Below are 15,964 nucleotides of genomic sequence, written 5' to 3'. Positions count from 1 at the left end.
GGCATGGCCGCAAGATCAGGAGATCGGAATGGACCTCGGACTGTCGAACAAGACGGCGCTGGTGACGGGATCGACCGGCGGCATCGGCCTGGCGATCGCCCGGACGCTCGCCGAAGAGGGGGCTGCCGTCATCGTCACGGGTCGTTCGGCCGAGACGGTCGAGAAGACCGTGCAGGAGATCGGCGCCGCGCGCGGTATCGTCGCGGATGTGGCGACCGCCGAAGGCGCGGCTGCGCTGACCAGCGCCGTGCCCTCGGTCGATATTCTGGTCAACAATCTCGGCATCTATGAAGTGAAGCCCTTCGCCGAGATCACGGATGCGGACTGGCTGCACTTCTTCGATGTCAACGTGGTGAGCGGCATTCGCCTCGCGCGGCACTATTTCCCGGCCATGCTGGAGCGCAACTGGGGGCGGATCATCTTTGTCTCCAGCGAGTCGGCGCTGCAGATTCCCTCGGACATGATCCACTACGGCATGACCAAGACGGCGCAACTGTCGGTCGCGCGCGGGCTGGCCGAACTGACCAAGGGAACCGCCGTGACCGTCAACTCGGTCCTGCCGGGACCGACGCGGTCGGCCGGCATCGGCGATTTCCTGCGCTCGGTGTTCCCCGGCAATCCGGGCAGCGAGGCGGATCTGGAGAAGGAATTCTTCCGGCTCTATCGCTCGTCGTCGCTGTTGCAGCGGATGATCGATCCGAAGGAGATCGCGGCGCTGGTCGCCTATGTCGCGAGCCCGCTCGGCGCCGCCACCAATGGCGCGGCGCTCAGGGTCGAGGGCGGGCTGCTGATGTCAGCCACCTGAGGCGGCTAACGGGGCTTCGGCATTTGACTCGCCCCGGCTTCTCCTCTACACCCCGCGCATCGTGCTGGTCCTTCCGGGCCGGCGCGGTATTTCACGCACCCGCGGAAGCCTCTGGGTTTCCTGTCGGCCGGCCTTAGAACCGGCAGAGGAGGGCACGTGTCCCTGTAACTCGTATCCAAGGGATATGCGATGTCGAAGCGTGCTTCGTCCAAACACAAGATTGACCGCCGTCTTGGCGAAAACCTCTGGGGTCGCCCCAAGTCTCCGGTCAACAAGCGCGAATACGGCCCCGGCCAGCATGGCCAGCGCCGCAAGGGCAAGGTTTCCGATTACGGCACCCAGCTCCGCGCCAAGCAGAAGCTCAAGGGCTACTACGGCAACATCTCCGAGAAGCAGTTCCGGAAGATCTACGCCGATGCGACCCGCCGCAAGGGCGATTCGTCGGAGAACCTGATCGGTCTCCTCGAGACCCGTCTGGACGCGATCGTGTATCGTGCCAAGTTCGTCCCGACCGTGTTCGCCGCGCGCCAGTTCATCTCGCACGGCCACATCAAGGTCAACGGCCGCCGCGTCAACATTCCGTCCTACCAGGCGAAGGTTGGCGATGTGATCGAGGTCAAGGAAGCTTCGCGTCAGCTGACGATCGTCCTCGAGGCGACCCAGCTCGCCGAGCGTGACGTTCCCGACTACATCGAAGTCGACCATCACAAGATGACCGCCAAGTTCGCGCGCATCCCGGCTCTCGCCGATGTGCCGTACCCGGTCCAGATGGAACCGAACCTCGTCGTCGAATTCTATTCGCGCTGATCCGTCGGCACGATCGAGTTCTGGAAAAGGCCGCCTCCGGGCGGCCTTTTCTTTTTTGCTTCGCTTGCGGGCATTTCGGAGCTTCGGATTGCCGATGCGGCGGCGTATCAAGGACGTTTCCGGCGAAGGGGAGGCGGCATGACCGAAATCGCCATCGACAAGCGGCGCACCACCGATCTCGTCGGCCTCGCCGCCATCGCCACGACGATCATCGGCTGGGCCTCGGCCTTCGCTGCCATCCGGGTTGGCCTGACGGCGCTGACGCCGGTCGAACTCGCCGCTGCCCGCTATCTTTCCGCCGCCGTCCCTGCCGGCCTCTATCTGCTGGTCGCCCGGCCGCCGCTGCCCTCGCGCAAGGACTTCGTGCGGCTGCTGGTGATCGGTGTGCTCTTCATCTCTGCCTATGCCGTGCTGCTCAACACCGGCGAGCAGACGATTCCCGCGGGCCCCGCTTCGTTCATCATCCAGATCAACCCGATCATCGTCGCGCTGATTGCGGTGCCGCTGCTCGGCGAGCGGTTCGGGCTCGGCGGCTGGCTCGGCACGCTGGTGTCGTTTCTCGGCGTCGGGCTGATCGCCTATGGCAGCGGCGACGGCTTCGGGCTCAATATCGGCGCGCTGCTGATCCTCGGCGCCGCGTTCTGCACCTCGATCTCTACCATCCTGCAGAAGCCGCTGCTCGGGCGCATGCCGGCGCTCGCCGTCACCGCCTGGGTGCTGCTTCTTGGTAGCCTTCCGTTAACCCTGGCGATCCCCGATACGCTCGCCGCGCTGAAACAGTCGCCGCCCGCCGTCATCTGGTCCATCGCCTATCTCGTCGTGCTGCCGACGGTGATCGGCTACCTGACCTGGGCGATCGCGCTGAAGCGCTTCCCGGCGTCGCGGGCCTCCAACTTCCTCTATTGCATCGCGCCGACGGCGACGCTGATCGGCTATCTCTGGCTCGGCGAGGTGCCGTCGCCGCTCGGCCTGCTCGGCGGCGCCATGGCGATCGGCGGCGTGCTGATCGTCAATCTGACCCGCCGGCGATAGGGTCGCGGGCGTTTGGGCTTGCCGGGCGGCGCGGGACGCGGCATCAAGGCGCGAACGCCGGAACCAAGACCATGACCGAACTGCTCGACATCGCCCGCCGCATCGCGGCCTCGGACCCGCTGGAGGCGGAGGGCGGCGACGCCTGCCATCCGATGTTCCGCAAGGGACCGGACACGGTCGAGTTCGGCAAGCTGCGCAAGCGGCTGATCCGGCAGGTGCGGCAGGCGCTCGACGATTTCGCCATGGTGCGGCCCGGTGACCGCTGGCTGGTCTGCCTGTCGGGCGGCAAGGACAGCTACACGCTGCTGGCGCTGCTGCTCGACCTCAAATGGCGCGGCATGCTGCCGGTCGACCTGCTCGCCTGCAATCTCGACCAGGCGCAGCCGGGCTTCCCGGCCGAGATCCTGCCCAACTACCTGACCGAACTCGGCGTGCCGCACCGGATCGAGCGCCAGGACACCTATTCGATCGTCACCTCGAAGATCGAACCCAGCAAGACCTATTGCGCGCTCTGCTCGCGGCTGCGGCGCGGCCATCTCTACCGGATCGCGCGGGAGGAGGGATGCCAGGCCGTGGTGCTCGGCCATCACCGCGAGGACATTCTCGAGACGTTCTTCCTGAACCTGTTCCATGGCGGCAAGCTCGCCTCGATGCCGCCGAAGCTGCTGAACGAGGAGGGCGACCGGCTGGTGCTGCGGCCGCTCGCCTATGCGGCGGAGGACGACATCGCCCGCTTCGCGACGGCGATGCAGTTCCCGATCATCCCCTGCGACCTCTGCGGCTCGCAGGAAGGCCTGCAGCGCAACGTCGTCAAGCAGATGCTGGCCGATTGGGAGAAGCAGACGCCCGGCCGCAAGGAGATCATGCTGCGGGCGCTCGGCAAGGCCAACCCGTCGCATCTCCTGGACCGGAACCTATTCGATTTCGGGAGCCTCGCGGGGCAGCGCTAGGCCAACGGGCGATCCGCGCGCCGATGGCCGCTCATGCGCAGGGCGCGGCCGGAGCCGCGCCCTGAGAGGTTTTGTTCGCCATCAGTAGCCGGTCGCCACGCAGGTGCGCGGGCCGATGGCGCCGTGGGCTGTATAGGTGTGGCCGCATGTCACCGGCAGGCCGGAATCATCGAACTCCGTGCCGCCCGATCCGGAGACGGCCGGACCGAAGAGCAGTCCGCCCCGGACCACGCCGATCGGATGGTGGTGATCGCCGCTACCGCCGCTGTGCAAACCGCCACTCATGCCGCCGCTGCCGCCATGCCAGCCGCTGCCGCCTGAAAGGCTCGAGCCGCCGCCATGGCTGCCGTGATCATTGTTCGCGAAGGCGAGGTTTGCGCCGCCCATGGCGCCGACGCTCAGCATGAGTCCGATGGCGCCGACATGCAGCATGGTCTTCATGGTCCTGATCATCATGGTTCTCCTCGGTTGATGATCTGGAACTGCTCCAGATCATCGCCCTCCGTCACCGATGAATCTAGGTTGGGACCCTGAAAAACGGATTTCCAATACCTGAAAAAGAGGTCATGACGTCTCGGTTAAAACTGGTTCATGAACGACGATTTGTCATCCGCCATCAATATTTCTGTTAGTATACGTTGCTGGCGATGCCGCATCTCCGAGTGCGAAAAAGCAGCGCGCCGGAGCGCGCTGCTTGCGACGGTTCGGACAGCGGATGTCTACGGGATGGCGCAGACGTTCCGATAGCCGAGATAGCTGTAGTGATGCGGATAGGCGCAGGGCGCGTAGTCGTAGCTGTACTCCTCATTGGAATAGCTGGAGCCCTGCTGGTTGTAGCCGGCGAGCAGGCCGAGCGGCAGGATAGGCACGCCGGGATTGCCGGGGTGATGATGGTGGTGGTTGTGGTCGTGGTCGTGACCGTCGGACCAGCTGCCGCCGGAGCCGCCGCCCCACCAGCCGTTGCCGGGATGGCCGCCGGACCAGCCGCCCGACATGCCGCCCGTCGACCAGGCGCTGGCCATGGTCGGACCTGTGCTGCCACCGTGGCCCCCGGACCAGCCGCTGGACCAGCCGCCGCCACCGTGGCTGCCGCTGTCTTCGATGTTGTGATGGCCGCGCGCGAGCGCGGGCGCCGAGACGCCGATCGTGCCGATGCCCAGGATGGCAGCGATTGCGCCGATATGCAGGATGGACTTCATCTCGGTGATCATGACGGAACTCCTGGATTGGCGAGGCGATCCTTCGGTCGCACGCGCCGCCCTCCGTCGGGGATGACCTAATCACTTCCGGGCCGAAACCAACTTTCCAATTGGTTAATTTCCGTTAACCATCCGCTGGCCCCAAGCGCCAGCCAGCGCGCGACAGAAAAGGCGGCGCCTGCGCGCCGCCCTTTCTGAAGACGTCGTGGCTACGGCATCATGCAGCGGTGTCGATAGCCGTCGAAGCCGACATAGGTGCCGGTCCGGGGATCGAAGGTACGATAGCGGCTGGCGCAGTAGGCAACGTAGTCGCCGCCGTAGCCGCCTTCGTAGTAGCGCGGCTGGTTCGCGGAGTTGGCGATGATGGCGCCGGTGGCGAGGCCCATGATGCCGGCTGCGGCGGCAGCGCCGCCCCAGTTGTCGCCATAATAGTAACCGCCGTGCCAGCCGCCGCCGTGCCAGCGGTTGCCGTGGCGCCAGCGCCAGTCATTGCCGCCGCCGTGCCAGCGATTGCCGTTCCAGTTGTCGGCGACCTGAAAAGAACCGTCGCCGGCGGGGCCCGCGGCCTGGGCGGGCGTTCCGAGCGCGACGATCGAGGCCGCGAAGACAGCAATGGCGAGGCCGGATCTCAGCATAGCTTTCGTACGCTTCAACATCGTTCCAATCCTTCTGCCAAGAGCGAGTCGATCGGTTCCCCTGGACGCGCCGGGGGAGAGGTCAATCGACGATTTGCTCTGATGGATACCAACGATGTCGCGAGGATTAGGTTCCCCGGGGAGAGGAGATCTGATCGGGCCTATCGGCGTTCGCTTCGAGCGCCGTCACCGCGCCGCGATGAATTCAAAATATCGAAGTTGTCTTCTGCGTTCGACTTCGGAGCAGGAAGCTTTTGCGGACTGGCGCGCCCCTCTCCCCGCTTTTGGGCGGCCTTAGGGCATGAAAAAAGGCGAGCGCGGAGCGCGCTCGCCTTCGACAGGAAAGCAGAAGCCCAAATCAGGCCGACTTGGCGACCGTGATGCCCTTCTCGGTCAGGAAGGTCTGCAGTTCGCCGGCCTGGAACATCTCGCGGACGATGTCGCAGCCGCCGACGAATTCGCCCTTCACGTAGAGCTGCGGGATTGTCGGCCAGTTGGAGAAGTCCTTGATGCCCTGGCGGATTTCCGCGTCGGCGAGCACGTTGATGCCCTTGTAGTCGACGCCGAGGAAATCGAGGATCTGAACGACCTGGCCGGAGAAGCCGCACTGCGGAAAGGCGGGGGTGCCCTTCATGAAGAGCACGACGTCGTTGGAGCTGACTTCGTTCTGGATAAGGGCGTGGATATCGCTCATCTCAACTATTTCCTTTTTGCCGGCCGCCGGCCGATCCTATTCCGGTGCGCTGGTCTGCAGGGCCAGCGCATGCAGGACGCCGCCCATGTTTCCCTTGAGCGCAGCATAAATCATCTGGTGCTGCTGCACGCGGTTCTTTCCGCGAAAAGCCTCGGACACAACTTCGGCAGCATAATGGTCACCGTCGCCCGCGAGATCGCGGATCGTGACCGTCGCGTCCGGAAGAGCCTCCTTGATCAGAGCCTCAATGTCGCGCGCGTCCATTGCCATCAGTCTATCCCCTCAGCCGTCTTCCTTGGAGCCTGTCACGTTCCTCGAAACGGCGAAAGGCTCCTTCGATTTGCTCCGCAGCGCATGCTTCGCGCAAAACGATGCTGCATGCGCGAAGATGGGCCGGGTCCGCCGCCGGTCAGTCGGCGACGGCCATGAACTCAGGGAACCAATTCTCGTGGCCCTGCTTCAGCTTTGCAACAGATATGGTGGCGAGGCCCTCGACATCCAACACCTCGCCGCCGACCGTGCCGAGCACGCGGGCCTCGACGCCGGCCTCCGCCGCCGCCGCCGTGACGGCATCGAGCACCGAAGGCGCCACGGTCAAGACGTAGCGGGCCTGGTCCTCGCCGAACAGGAAGCCGTGCGGCGTCGCCGCGCTTTCGGGAAGCGTGACCGAAGCGCCGATGCCGCGCGCCATCGCCATCTCGGCGAGGGCGGCGAGCAGGCCGCCATCGGAAATGTCGTGGCAGGCGGTGACGAGTCGATTGCGGATGACGCCGCGAACAAAGTCGCCGACGCGGCGTTCCTCGGCGAGGTCGACCGGCGGGGGAGCGCCTTCCTCGCGGCCGAGGATCTCGCGCAGATAGATCGACTGGCCGAGATGGCCGCCGTCGCGACCGATCTGGACGATGACGTCGCCGGCCGACTTGAAGGCGACGGTCGCCATGACGTCGATGTCCGGCAGCAGGCCGACGCCGCCGATGGCGGGGGTCGGCAGGATGCCGACGCCGTTGGTTTCGTTGTAGAGCGAGACGTTGCCGGAGACGATCGGGAAGTCGAGCGCGCGGCAGGCGGCGCCGATGCCCTCGATGGCGCCGACGAACTGGCCCATGATCTCCGGCTTTTCCGGATTGCCGAAGTTCAGGTTGTCGGTGGCGGCCAGCGGCTCGGCGCCGACGGCGGTGAGGTTGCGCCAGCATTCGGCGATCGCCTGCTTGCCGCCCTCGAACGGATCGGCCTCGCAATAGCGCGGGGAAACGTCGAGCGAGAAGGCGAGGCCCTTGCTGTCATGGCCCTCGACGCGGATGACGGCGGCGTCGCCGCCCGGCTTTTGCGCGGTGTTGCCCTGAATCAGGTGGTCGTATTGCTCCCAGACCCAGCGGCGCGAGGCCATGTCGGGCGAGGAGACGAGCTTCAGCAGCGCCTCGGCATAGTCGTTCGGCGCGGCGACGTCGGCGGCCTCGATCGCGGCCGGAACCGGACGGCGCACGAAGGGACGATCATATTCCGGCGCCTGGTCGCCCAGTTCCTTGATCGGCAGGTCGGCGACGACGGCGCCCTTGTGCAGGATGCGGAAGCGCAGGTCGTCCGTGGTCCAGCCGACGATGGCGAAGTCGAGGCCCCATTTGTGGAAGATCGCCTCGGCTTCCTTCTCCTGCTCGGGGCGCAGCACCATCAGCATGCGCTCCTGGCTTTCCGAGAGCATCATCTCGTAGGCCGTCATGTTGGCTTCGCGGCAGGGCACCTTGTCGAGGTCCAGCTCGATGCCGAGGTCGCCCTTGGCGCCCATCTCGACGGCCGAGCAGGTGAGGCCGGCGGCGCCCATGTCCTGGATGGCGATGACGGCGCCGGTCTTCATCAATTCCAGGCAGGCTTCCAGCAGCAGCTTCTCGCCGAAGGGGTCGCCGACCTGCACGGTCGGGCGCTTCTCCTCGATCGATTCGTCAAATTCGGCAGAGGCCATGGTGGCGCCGCCGACGCCGTCGCGGCCGGTCTTGGAGCCGAGATAAACGACCGGCAGGCCGACGCCTTCCGCCTTCGAATAGAAGATCTTGTCGGCGTCGGCGAGGCCGGCGGCAAAGGCGTTGACGAGGATGTTGCCGTTGTAGCGGGAATGGAAGTTCACCTCGCCGCCGACCGTCGGCACGCCGAAGGAATTGCCATAGCCGCCGACACCGGAGACGACGCCGGAGACGAGATGGCGGGTCTTCGGATGGTCCGGCGAGCCGAAGCGCAGCGCGTTCATGGCCGCGACCGGGCGGGCGCCCATGGTGAAGACGTCGCGCAGAATGCCGCCGACGCCCGTCGCCGCGCCCTGGTAGGGCTCGATGAAGGACGGGTGGTTGTGGCTTTCCATCTTGAAGATGATCGCCTGGCCGTCGTCGATGTCGACGACGCCGGCGTTCTCGCCGGGGCCGCAGATGACGCGCGGGCCGGTCGTCGGCAGGGTGCGCAGCCACTTCTTCGACGACTTGTAGGAACAGTGTTCGTTCCACATCGCCGAGAAGATGCCCAGCTCCGTCAGGGTGGGCTCCCGGCCGATCAGATCAAGGATGCGCTGATATTCGTCGGGCTTGAGGCCATGGCTGGCGATGAGCTCGGGCGTGATCGGCGTGTCGTTCTGGAGCACGGAAACCTCAGGTCAATCAGGGCGCGGACCGGGAAACGGTCTGGACGTGGCTGTCGGGATCAGTCTGGCGAAGGTCAGGCGACGGCGGCGAGCGCCGCTTCGAACAGCGGCCGTCCGTCGGTGCCGCCGTTCAGCGGTTCGATCAGGTTCTCGGGATGCGGCATCATGCCGAGGATGTTGCGCTTCTCCGACAGGATGCCGGCGATGTCGTCGACCGAGCCGTTCGGATTGTCGACATAGCGGAAGGCGACGCGGTCTTCGCCCTTGAGGCGGGCCAGCGTTTCGTCGTCGGTGCGGTAGTTGCCGTCGCCATGGGCGACGGGAGAGCGAATGACCTGTCCCTTGGCGTAGCCGCGGGTGAACTGGCTCGCCGTGGTCTCGACGCGGAGCTCGACTTCCTTGCAGATGAACTTGAGCCCGGCATTGCGCATCAGCACGCCCGGCAGCAGGCCGGCCTCGCACAGGATCTGGAAGCCGTTGCAGACGCCGAGCACGGCGACGCCGCGTGCGGCCTCGCGGGCGATGGCGGCCATGATCGGCTCGCGCGCGGCGATGGCGCCGGAGCGCAGGTAGTCGCCATAGGAGAAGCCGCCGGGAATGACGATCAGGTCGACCTTGGGCAGGTCATGATCGCCGTGCCAGACGGTGACGGGGCGGTGGCCGGTGATCTTGTCGATGGCGGCGACCATGTCGCGTTCGCGATTGGAGCCTGGGAATACGACGACGGCGGATTTCATCGGTGGTGTCCCTCGCGGCTCAGTCGACGATCTCGACCCGGTAATTCTCGATGACGGTGTTGGCCAGAAGCTTGGCGGCCATGGCCTCGAGCTCGGTCTTCGCCTTGGCGGCGTCGGTCGATTCGACCTCGATGTCGAACACCTTGCCCTGGCGGACGCTGCCGATGCCGGCAAAGCCCAGCGCGCCGAGCGCGCCTTCGATGGCCTTGCCCTGGGGATCCAGAACGCCGTTCTTCAAGGTGACGGTGACGCGGGCCTTCATCGGTTACTCCAGTGGGGGATGGATCCAGAAATGCAAACGGCCGCCTCGCGGCGGCCGTTGCCATGAACGGGTACTTACTGAACGAGCACAGGCCCGCCGCCCTGCGGCCGCTCCTGCTCTTCTGTCAGGATGCCGAGACGGCGCGCCACTTCCTGGTAGGCCTCGACGAGGCCGCCCATGTCGCGGCGGAAGCGGTCCTTGTCGAGCTTGTTCTGGGTCGCAACGTCCCAGAGCCGGCACGAATCGGGCGAGATCTCGTCGGCGACGACGATCCGCATCATGTCGGCTTCCCAGAGGCGTCCGCACTCGATCTTGAAATCGACGAGCTGGATGCCGGCGCCCAGGAACAGGCCGGAGAGGAAGTCGTTGACGCGGATGGCGAGCGCCATGATGTCATCGATTTCCTGCGGGGTCGCCCAGCCGAAGGCGGTGATGTGCTCTTCCGACACCATCGGGTCGTCGAGCGCGTCGGCCTTGTAGTAGAACTCGATGATCGAGCGCGGCAGGACCGTGCCTTCCTCGAGGCCGAGGCGCTTGGCCAGCGAGCCGGCCGCGACGTTGCGGACGACGACCTCGAGCGGGATGATCTCGACTTCGCGGATCAGCTGTTCGCGCATGTTCAACCGACGGATGAAATGCGTCGGGATGCCCATCCGGTTCAGATGCGTGAAGATGTGCTCGGAAATGCGGTTGTTCAACACGCCTTTTCCGTCAACGACCTCATGCTTCTTGTTATTGAAGGCAGTCGCATCGTCCTTGAAGAACTGGATCAGAGTCCCGGGCTCCGGTCCTTCGAAAAGGATCTTGCCCTTGCCTTCATAGATGCGCCGACGACGGTTCATGGGCACATACCGTGGTTTGAGGAAATCCATATAGCCGGGGTTCCAATGTACAGGGATTCGCCGCGGCGAAGCTCAGCCAACCGACTCTCGAGGAGGTCGCTTGCGCGGCGTGAACCTACTCGATCACTCGTCATTTCACAATGACGGATAGATGCGGCGCTTTGAGCGCTTTCAGCCGCCTCTTCCCATTCGGTGCTGTCATTGATTTGGGGTGGCGACGGCGATATGCAAGGCCCATATCATGGCCCTGGCCAACAAGTTGACCAAGTGGAGAGACCGCCTATGACGACGTTCGACCAGCGCAAGAACGCTTTTGAGAGCCAGTTCGCCCTGGACGAGGCGACTCGGTTCAAGGCCGTGGCGCGGCGCAACCGCCAGCTCGGCATCTGGGCGGCTGCCCTCCTGGGCAAGTCGGGCGTCGAGGCGGAGGCCTATGCCTCCGACGTGGTCGCGGCGGATTTCGAGGAAGCCGGCGATGAAGACGTCTTCCGCAAGCTGCGCGCCGATTTCGACGCCGCCGGCGTCGCCGAGTCGGACCACCAGATCCGTCGCACCATGAACGAACTGCTGGCCCAGGCGGTCGAGCAGTTGAAGACCGAAGGCTGAGCCTTTTTCCAAAAGCCTCCGGAGCACCTGAACATGGCGATGCCTTCCCTCGTTTCGGTGCTCCGGTCGCGCGGCGCCTGCCTGACCGCCTGGATCGCGACACCCGAGCCGCTGATCGCCGAAAGCGCGGCGCGCGCCGGGTTCGACTGCGTGACGCTCGACATGCAGCACGGCCTGCATGATCCCGTCAGCGTGATGCGCGGCATCGGCGCCGTCGCGCTGGCCGGCGTTCCCGCCATCGTCCGCATTCCCGTCGGCGACTTCGCCATGGCCAGCCGCGCGCTCGACATGGGCGCCAGCGCCATCATCGCGCCGATGATCAATTCGGCCGAGGATGCCCGCGCCTTCGCCACCGCCGCCAAGTATCCGCCGCTCGGCGAGCGCAGCTGGGGCCCCGTACGGGCGATGCAGCTTTCCGGCGTTTCCGACGGCGCCGCCTTTCTGCGCGATACCAACGCCGCCACGCTCACCTTCGCGATGATCGAGACGCGGGCCGCGCTACAGGCGCTGGACGAAATCCTCGCCGTTCCAGGCATCGATGCCGTGTTCATCGGCCCGTCGGATCTTTCGATCGCGCTATCGGATGGCGCCAGCGTCGATCCGATGCGCGCCGACAACCAGGCCGCGGCGGCCGACATCCTCGCCCGCGCCCATGCGGCCGGCAAGCTCGCCGGCATCTTCGCCATCACCGGAGAGCAGGCGCGGCACTACCGCAAGCTCGGCTATGACCTGATCGCGCTCGGCACCGATGGCATGTATTTCCGCCTCGGCGCGACGACGATGCTTGCCGAAGCGAAAGCCGAGTAAAGCCGGCACTATTTTAAGTTGAAGATCGGGCGTACCGTTTCCCGGCAGTGATTCGACTGTTTCGGGGAAATTTCTCATGCAAAAAGCCATCGCGGAGTTCATCGGAACCTTTACGCTCGTCCTGTTCGGCTGCGGCGCCGCCGTTGTCGCAGGGCCTGCCATTGCCGCCGCCAATACGGTCGGTGTGCTCGGCATCGCCTTCTCCTTCGGCCTCGCCATCGTCGCCATGGCCTATGCGATCGGCCCGATTTCCGGTTGCCACGTCAATCCCGCCGTCAGCCTCGGCGCTCTTGTCGCCGGCCGCATGTCCGTCGGCGACTTCATCACCTATGTGATTGCCCAGGTACTCGGCGCCATCGTCGGCGCGCTGGTGCTCTACCTGATCATGAAGGGCAAGGCGGAAGGCTGGGATGGCGGCATGGGCACCAATGGCTGGGGGCCCGGATATGGCGGCGGCTACAACGTCACCTCGGCCTTCCTCTTCGAAGTGGTCGCGACCTTCATCTTCCTGGTCGTCATCCTCGGCGTCACGCACAAGCTGGTCACGCACGCCTTTGCCGGCCTCGCGATCGGCCTGACGCTGACGATGATCCATATCGTCGGCATCAACATCACTGGTACTTCGGTCAATCCGGCGCGCAGCCTCGGCCCGGCGTTGTTCGTCGGCGGCGCGGCGCTGTCGCAGCTCTGGCTGTTCATCGTGGCGCCGTTCATCGGCGCTGCCATTGCCGGCTTCGTCTATCGCGCCGGCATCCTCTACAACGGCGAGCACTGATCCTTGCACGGCGCAGCGCGCTCGTCGGGCCTGTCCCCTTCATGACGCCCAAGAAAGCCGCCCCCCGGGGCGGCTTTTTTGCTTCGGTTTCTCTGCGTCAGGCCTTCGAGAGCTCCGTCTCGATGGCGGAGACGACCGCCGGATCGGTCGGTTCGGTCTTAGGCGCGAAGCGCGCGGCGACATGTCCGTCGCGGCCGATCAGGAACTTCTCGAAGTTCCAGCTGACATCCTCGTCGCCGGCCAGCGCGTCATAGAGCGGGTGGCGATCCTCGCCCTTGACCGAGATCTTGGCGAACATCGGGAAATCGACGCCATAGGTCAGGCGGCAGAATTCCTGGATCTCCTCGTTGCTGCCCGGCTCCTGGCCCATGAAGTTGTTGGCGGGGAAGCCGACGACCGTCAGACCCTTGTCCTTGTAGGTCCGGTAGAGGGCCTCCAGCCCGTCATATTGCGGCGTCAGCCCGCATTTCGATGCGACGTTGACGACGAGCAGGACGCGGCCGGCATAGTCGCCGAGCGACGCCTGGCTGCCATCGATGCGGTTGACGGGAATGTCGTAGAGCGGGGAGGGCATGCTGGAACCTCAAGCTTCATGGCGGTGAAACGAAAACAGGCGCCCTAGAGATAAGGGCGCCTGTCAAAAGCTCAAAGCTTCGTCTTGCCGATCCTTACGCCTCGCCGAAGACGCGGCGGAAGATCGTGTCGATGTGCTTGGTGTGGTAGCCGAGGTCGAACTTCTCCTCGATCTCCGCATCCGACAGCAGCGCCGTCACGTCCGGGTCGGCCTTGAGCTCGGTCAGGAAGTCCGCGCCCTGTTCCCAGACCTTCATCGCGTTGCGCTGGACGAGGCTGTAGGCATCCTCGCGCGAGGCGCCCTTCTGGGTCAGCGCGAGGAGAACGCGCTGCGAATGGACCAGGCCGCCGAGGCGGTCGAGGTTCTTCTGCATGTTCTCGGGATAGACGAGCAGCTTGTCGATCACGCCGGTGAGGCGGTTGAGCGCGAAGTCGAGCGTCACTGTCGCGTCCGGGCCGATCATGCGCTCGACCGAGGAGTGCGAGATGTCGCGTTCGTGCCAGAGGGCGACGTTCTCCATCGCCGGCACCGCCATGCCGCGCACCAGCCGGGCGAGGCCGGTCAGGTTCTCGGTTAGGACCGGGTTGCGCTTGTGCGGCATCGCCGACGAGCCCTTCTGGCCGGGGGAGAAATACTCCTCGGCCTCGAGCACTTCGGTGCGCTGCAGATGGCGGATCTCGGTGGCGAGGCGCTCGATCGACGAGGCGACGACGCCGAGCGTCGCGAAATACATCGCGTGGCGGTCGCGCGGGATGACCTGGGTCGAGACCGGCTCCGGCACGAGGCCGAGTTTCTCGGCGACATGCTCCTCGACGCGCGGATCGATGTTGGCGAAGGAGCCGACGGCGCCGGAAATGGCGCAGGTGGCGACCTCGGCGCGGGCGGCGACCAGGCGGGCGCGGCAGCGGTCGAACTCGGCATAGGCCTGGGCGAGCTTCATGCCGAAGGTGATCGGCTCGGCATGGATGCCATGGCTGCGGCCGATGGTGACCGTGTTCTTGTGCTCGAAGGCACGACGCTTCAGGGCGGCGAGCAGCTTGTCGACATCGGCGATCAAGAGGTCGGCGGCGCGCACCAGCTGGATGTTGAAGCAGGTGTCGAGCACGTCGGACGATGTCATGCCCTGGTGCACGAAGCGGGCTTCCTCGCCGACGATCTCGGCCAGATGCGTCAGGAAGGCGATGACGTCATGCTTGGTGACGCGCTCGATCTCGTCGATCCGGTCGATGTCGAACGTCGCCGCGCCGCCCTTTTCCCAGACGGTCTTGGCCGCCGATTTCGGGATGGTGCCGATCTCGGCCAGCGCGTCGAGCGCGTGCGCCTCGATCTCGAACCAGATGCGGAACTTGGTCTCCGGCGACCAGATCGCCGTCATTTCGGGGCGCGAGTAGCGCGGGATCATAGGCGGGCCCTCATGGTTTCGACCGGGGGTCTAACAGAGCACGAGGGCCCGAACAACCCGATTGCCTGCCTAATCGAGCGGTGGGGGAGGCGGCGGCGGCTCGTCCGGGTCGGCATAGCCGTCCGGCGGCGGCGGTGGCGCGCAGTCCGTGCGTCGTTCCGTGGTCGTGCCGGTTTCGTCCTGCGTCTGGATTGTCGTCTCGGTGCAGCCGGGCGGCGGCGGGGGTGGTGGCTCATCCACGGCGCCAGGCGGCGGTGGAACCTCGATATCCTCGGCGACGACGATGTTGCCCGCCAATGTCGCCGAAGGAACGGCCAGAATGCCGAAGGCGCAGGCCGCGAGGCCGAACATCGCCAGCCGAAACGGCTGACTTCGCGCACCCGTCGGCATTGTCGGTCTTGTCGTCATGGAAAATACTCCTTACCGGCCCCGCGGGTTCAACGGCCGGGCAGAGGAGGCGTTCCGACGAAAGGCGTATCAGGGAAGCTGCGCCGTCACCGCCATGTAGCGGCCATCCGGGCCCTCGAAGCCGCGCGTCAGCACCATGACCAGCGCGATCAGCGTCGCCGGCTGGCCGAAGCGCTGGTAGATGACGACGTCGTTGATGCGATAGTCGAGCGCCGTGCCGCGGCTGGCCGGTAGCGACTTGTCCTCATGCAGCACGGTGTCGCCGCGCTCGTCCTGCAGGATCAGGCGGAAACCCTGGGTCTTGTAGTCCGGGTCGTCATTGTTCGGCGCGTCGAGCGGGATCGTCTCGAGCTTCAGTTGGAGCTCCGGTCCGTCGAGCTGCTGCTTCGGGTGGCGGCGAAACGCGATCGAATAGGGATCGCGGCCACTCTCGGTGATCGGATTGGAGGCGAGCAGCGTGCCCGGCTGATCGAGGCCCGCGAGATGGTCGCCGGCCCTCTTGCGCGCGTCGGCGCGCGCTGCGGCGATGCCGGCCGTCTCATCGTCCAGGCGGACGCGGACCGGCGTGCCGGCGACCCAGCTGTCCCGAGCCGTGTCGAGCACGAAGATGTTGGAATAGGGGAAGCCGGAGCCGTCCTGGATGCCGAATTCCTCGAAGGCGAATCGGCCGCCATCCGGCGAGAAGCCGAGTATCGAGCGCTCGGCGAAATCGCCCGCCATCGCCGCGGTCGGCGCGGAGGCGGCGAGGGCTCCGGAGATCAGGCAGGCGGCGAGGGCGAGGTTGCGCATGGTCCGGTCTTTCTGCT

Annotated in this window: 20 protein-coding genes; 7 read left to right on the top strand and 13 right to left on the bottom strand. The window is 65.6% G+C overall.

The genetic code is table 11. The features are described from left to right. Positions 1-28: 28 nt before the first annotated feature. From OSH07_RS09095 to ttcA, 4 genes are all read left to right on the top strand, one after another. On the top strand, positions 29-805 hold the full coding sequence (locus OSH07_RS09095; protein WP_266338320.1) for an SDR family NAD(P)-dependent oxidoreductase: 777 nt from the start codon (positions 29-31) through the stop codon (positions 803-805). Positions 806-994: 189 nt separating this feature from the next. Beyond that, positions 995-1,612 carry a 30S ribosomal protein S4 gene (rpsD, locus tag OSH07_RS09090; RefSeq protein WP_266338319.1) on the top strand — a complete coding sequence of 206 codons (618 nt, stop codon included), beginning with the start codon at positions 995-997 and terminating at the stop codon, positions 1,610-1,612. Between the two features lie 138 nt (positions 1,613-1,750). After that, positions 1,751-2,644 (top strand): DMT family transporter, encoded by an 894-nt coding sequence (locus tag OSH07_RS09085; protein ID WP_266338318.1) that lies wholly within the window; start codon positions 1,751-1,753, stop codon positions 2,642-2,644. Positions 2,645-2,796: 152 nt separating this feature from the next. Next, positions 2,797-3,594 (top strand): tRNA 2-thiocytidine(32) synthetase TtcA, encoded by a 798-nt coding sequence (gene ttcA / locus OSH07_RS09080; RefSeq protein ID WP_266338657.1) that lies wholly within the window; start codon positions 2,797-2,799, stop codon positions 3,592-3,594. Between the two features lie 81 nt (positions 3,595-3,675). On the opposite strand, the gene OSH07_RS09075 is transcribed toward ttcA, so the two are convergent. The 9 genes from OSH07_RS09075 to purC form a co-directional block, all read right to left on the bottom strand. Further along, the gene (locus OSH07_RS09075; RefSeq protein ID WP_266338317.1) at positions 3,676-4,050 is read right to left on the bottom strand and encodes a hypothetical protein; all 375 of its coding nucleotides are present in this window, start codon (positions 4,048-4,050) and stop codon (positions 3,676-3,678) included. 263 nt (positions 4,051-4,313) lie between these two features. Beyond that, the gene (locus OSH07_RS09070; protein WP_266338316.1) at positions 4,314-4,805 is read right to left on the bottom strand and encodes a hypothetical protein; all 492 of its coding nucleotides are present in this window, start codon (positions 4,803-4,805) and stop codon (positions 4,314-4,316) included. A gap of 197 nt (positions 4,806-5,002) precedes the next feature. Then, entirely contained in the window at positions 5,003-5,449 is a 447-nt protein-coding gene (locus OSH07_RS09065; protein WP_266338315.1) for a BA14K family protein, read from the bottom strand. A 337-nt stretch (positions 5,450-5,786) separates the two neighbouring features. Further along, on the bottom strand, positions 5,787-6,122 hold the full coding sequence (gene grxD, locus OSH07_RS09060; protein ID WP_266338314.1) for a Grx4 family monothiol glutaredoxin: 336 nt from the start codon (positions 6,120-6,122) through the stop codon (positions 5,787-5,789). 36 nt (positions 6,123-6,158) lie between these two features. Next, complete coding sequence (locus OSH07_RS09055) at positions 6,159-6,392, bottom strand: BolA family protein (protein WP_266338313.1); 234 nt, start codon at positions 6,390-6,392, stop codon at positions 6,159-6,161. A 139-nt stretch (positions 6,393-6,531) separates the two neighbouring features. Beyond that, positions 6,532-8,745 (bottom strand): phosphoribosylformylglycinamidine synthase subunit PurL, encoded by a 2,214-nt coding sequence (purL, locus tag OSH07_RS09050; RefSeq protein WP_266338312.1) that lies wholly within the window; start codon positions 8,743-8,745, stop codon positions 6,532-6,534. Between the two features lie 74 nt (positions 8,746-8,819). Beyond that, complete coding sequence (gene purQ, locus OSH07_RS09045; protein WP_266338311.1) at positions 8,820-9,482, bottom strand: phosphoribosylformylglycinamidine synthase subunit PurQ; 663 nt, start codon at positions 9,480-9,482, stop codon at positions 8,820-8,822. A gap of 19 nt (positions 9,483-9,501) precedes the next feature. After that, on the bottom strand, positions 9,502-9,744 hold the full coding sequence (purS, locus tag OSH07_RS09040) for a phosphoribosylformylglycinamidine synthase subunit PurS (RefSeq protein WP_018185112.1): 243 nt from the start codon (positions 9,742-9,744) through the stop codon (positions 9,502-9,504). Between the two features lie 74 nt (positions 9,745-9,818). Next, positions 9,819-10,586 (bottom strand): phosphoribosylaminoimidazolesuccinocarboxamide synthase, encoded by a 768-nt coding sequence (gene purC, locus OSH07_RS09035; protein WP_266338310.1) that lies wholly within the window; start codon positions 10,584-10,586, stop codon positions 9,819-9,821. A gap of 282 nt (positions 10,587-10,868) precedes the next feature. Here purC and OSH07_RS09030 point away from each other — a divergent pair, with 282 nt between their 5' ends. From OSH07_RS09030 to aqpZ, 3 genes are all read left to right on the top strand, one after another. Then, positions 10,869-11,192 (top strand): DUF1476 domain-containing protein, encoded by a 324-nt coding sequence (locus OSH07_RS09030; protein ID WP_266338309.1) that lies wholly within the window; start codon positions 10,869-10,871, stop codon positions 11,190-11,192. 33 nt (positions 11,193-11,225) lie between these two features. Then, on the top strand, positions 11,226-11,999 hold the full coding sequence (locus OSH07_RS09025; protein ID WP_266338308.1) for an HpcH/HpaI aldolase family protein: 774 nt from the start codon (positions 11,226-11,228) through the stop codon (positions 11,997-11,999). A gap of 76 nt (positions 12,000-12,075) precedes the next feature. Then, on the top strand, positions 12,076-12,774 hold the full coding sequence (gene aqpZ, locus OSH07_RS09020) for an aquaporin Z (protein WP_266338307.1): 699 nt from the start codon (positions 12,076-12,078) through the stop codon (positions 12,772-12,774). 97 nt (positions 12,775-12,871) lie between these two features. On the opposite strand, the gene OSH07_RS09015 is transcribed toward aqpZ, so the two are convergent. The 4 genes from OSH07_RS09015 to OSH07_RS09000 all read right to left on the bottom strand — a co-directional run bounded on the left by OSH07_RS09015 (position 12,872) and on the right by OSH07_RS09000 (position 15,947). Then, positions 12,872-13,348 (bottom strand): glutathione peroxidase, encoded by a 477-nt coding sequence (locus OSH07_RS09015; RefSeq protein WP_266338306.1) that lies wholly within the window; start codon positions 13,346-13,348, stop codon positions 12,872-12,874. Positions 13,349-13,442: 94 nt separating this feature from the next. Further along, the gene (purB, locus tag OSH07_RS09010; protein WP_266338305.1) at positions 13,443-14,750 is read right to left on the bottom strand and encodes an adenylosuccinate lyase; all 1,308 of its coding nucleotides are present in this window, start codon (positions 14,748-14,750) and stop codon (positions 13,443-13,445) included. 69 nt (positions 14,751-14,819) lie between these two features. Then, on the bottom strand, positions 14,820-15,158 hold the full coding sequence (locus OSH07_RS09005) for a hypothetical protein (RefSeq protein ID WP_266338304.1): 339 nt from the start codon (positions 15,156-15,158) through the stop codon (positions 14,820-14,822). A gap of 69 nt (positions 15,159-15,227) precedes the next feature. Further along, positions 15,228-15,947 (bottom strand): DUF2259 domain-containing protein, encoded by a 720-nt coding sequence (locus OSH07_RS09000; protein WP_266338303.1) that lies wholly within the window; start codon positions 15,945-15,947, stop codon positions 15,228-15,230. Between the last annotated feature and the right edge of the window lie 17 nt (positions 15,948-15,964).

It is taken from the genome of Kaistia nematophila (assembly GCF_026343855.1).
GTDB lineage: Bacteria > Pseudomonadota > Alphaproteobacteria > Rhizobiales > Kaistiaceae > Kaistia > Kaistia nematophila.
This window is presented reverse-complemented; position numbering and strand designations above follow the sequence as displayed.

What these genes read in the sequence shown, in the direction of transcription:
- OSH07_RS09095 (WP_266338320.1), top strand. Translation starts at nt 29, where the DNA reads ATGGACCTCGGACTGTCGAACAAGACGGCGCTGGTGACGGGATCGACC.
- rpsD (WP_266338319.1), top strand. Translation starts at nt 995, where the DNA reads ATGTCGAAGCGTGCTTCGTCCAAACACAAGATTGACCGCCGTCTTGGC.
- OSH07_RS09085 (WP_266338318.1), top strand. Translation starts at nt 1,751, where the DNA reads ATGACCGAAATCGCCATCGACAAGCGGCGCACCACCGATCTCGTCGGC.
- ttcA (WP_266338657.1), top strand. Translation starts at nt 2,797, where the DNA reads ATGTTCCGCAAGGGACCGGACACGGTCGAGTTCGGCAAGCTGCGCAAG.
- OSH07_RS09075 (WP_266338317.1), bottom strand. Translation starts at nt 4,050, where the DNA reads ATGATGATCAGGACCATGAAGACCATGCTGCATGTCGGCGCCATCGGA.
- OSH07_RS09070 (WP_266338316.1), bottom strand. Translation starts at nt 4,805, where the DNA reads ATGATCACCGAGATGAAGTCCATCCTGCATATCGGCGCAATCGCTGCC.
- OSH07_RS09065 (WP_266338315.1), bottom strand. Translation starts at nt 5,449, where the DNA reads ATGTTGAAGCGTACGAAAGCTATGCTGAGATCCGGCCTCGCCATTGCT.
- grxD (WP_266338314.1), bottom strand. Translation starts at nt 6,122, where the DNA reads ATGAGCGATATCCACGCCCTTATCCAGAACGAAGTCAGCTCCAACGAC.
- OSH07_RS09055 (WP_266338313.1), bottom strand. Translation starts at nt 6,392, where the DNA reads ATGGCAATGGACGCGCGCGACATTGAGGCTCTGATCAAGGAGGCTCTT.
- purQ (WP_266338311.1), bottom strand. Translation starts at nt 9,482, where the DNA reads ATGAAATCCGCCGTCGTCGTATTCCCAGGCTCCAATCGCGAACGCGAC.
- purS (WP_018185112.1), bottom strand. Translation starts at nt 9,744, where the DNA reads ATGAAGGCCCGCGTCACCGTCACCTTGAAGAACGGCGTTCTGGATCCC.
- purC (WP_266338310.1), bottom strand. Translation starts at nt 10,586, where the DNA reads ATGAACCGTCGTCGGCGCATCTATGAAGGCAAGGGCAAGATCCTTTTC.
- OSH07_RS09030 (WP_266338309.1), top strand. Translation starts at nt 10,869, where the DNA reads ATGACGACGTTCGACCAGCGCAAGAACGCTTTTGAGAGCCAGTTCGCC.
- OSH07_RS09025 (WP_266338308.1), top strand. Translation starts at nt 11,226, where the DNA reads ATGGCGATGCCTTCCCTCGTTTCGGTGCTCCGGTCGCGCGGCGCCTGC.
- aqpZ (WP_266338307.1), top strand. Translation starts at nt 12,076, where the DNA reads ATGCAAAAAGCCATCGCGGAGTTCATCGGAACCTTTACGCTCGTCCTG.
- OSH07_RS09015 (WP_266338306.1), bottom strand. Translation starts at nt 13,348, where the DNA reads ATGCCCTCCCCGCTCTACGACATTCCCGTCAACCGCATCGATGGCAGC.
- purB (WP_266338305.1), bottom strand. Translation starts at nt 14,750, where the DNA reads ATGATCCCGCGCTACTCGCGCCCCGAAATGACGGCGATCTGGTCGCCG.
- OSH07_RS09005 (WP_266338304.1), bottom strand. Translation starts at nt 15,158, where the DNA reads ATGACGACAAGACCGACAATGCCGACGGGTGCGCGAAGTCAGCCGTTT.
- OSH07_RS09000 (WP_266338303.1), bottom strand. Translation starts at nt 15,947, where the DNA reads ATGCGCAACCTCGCCCTCGCCGCCTGCCTGATCTCCGGAGCCCTCGCC.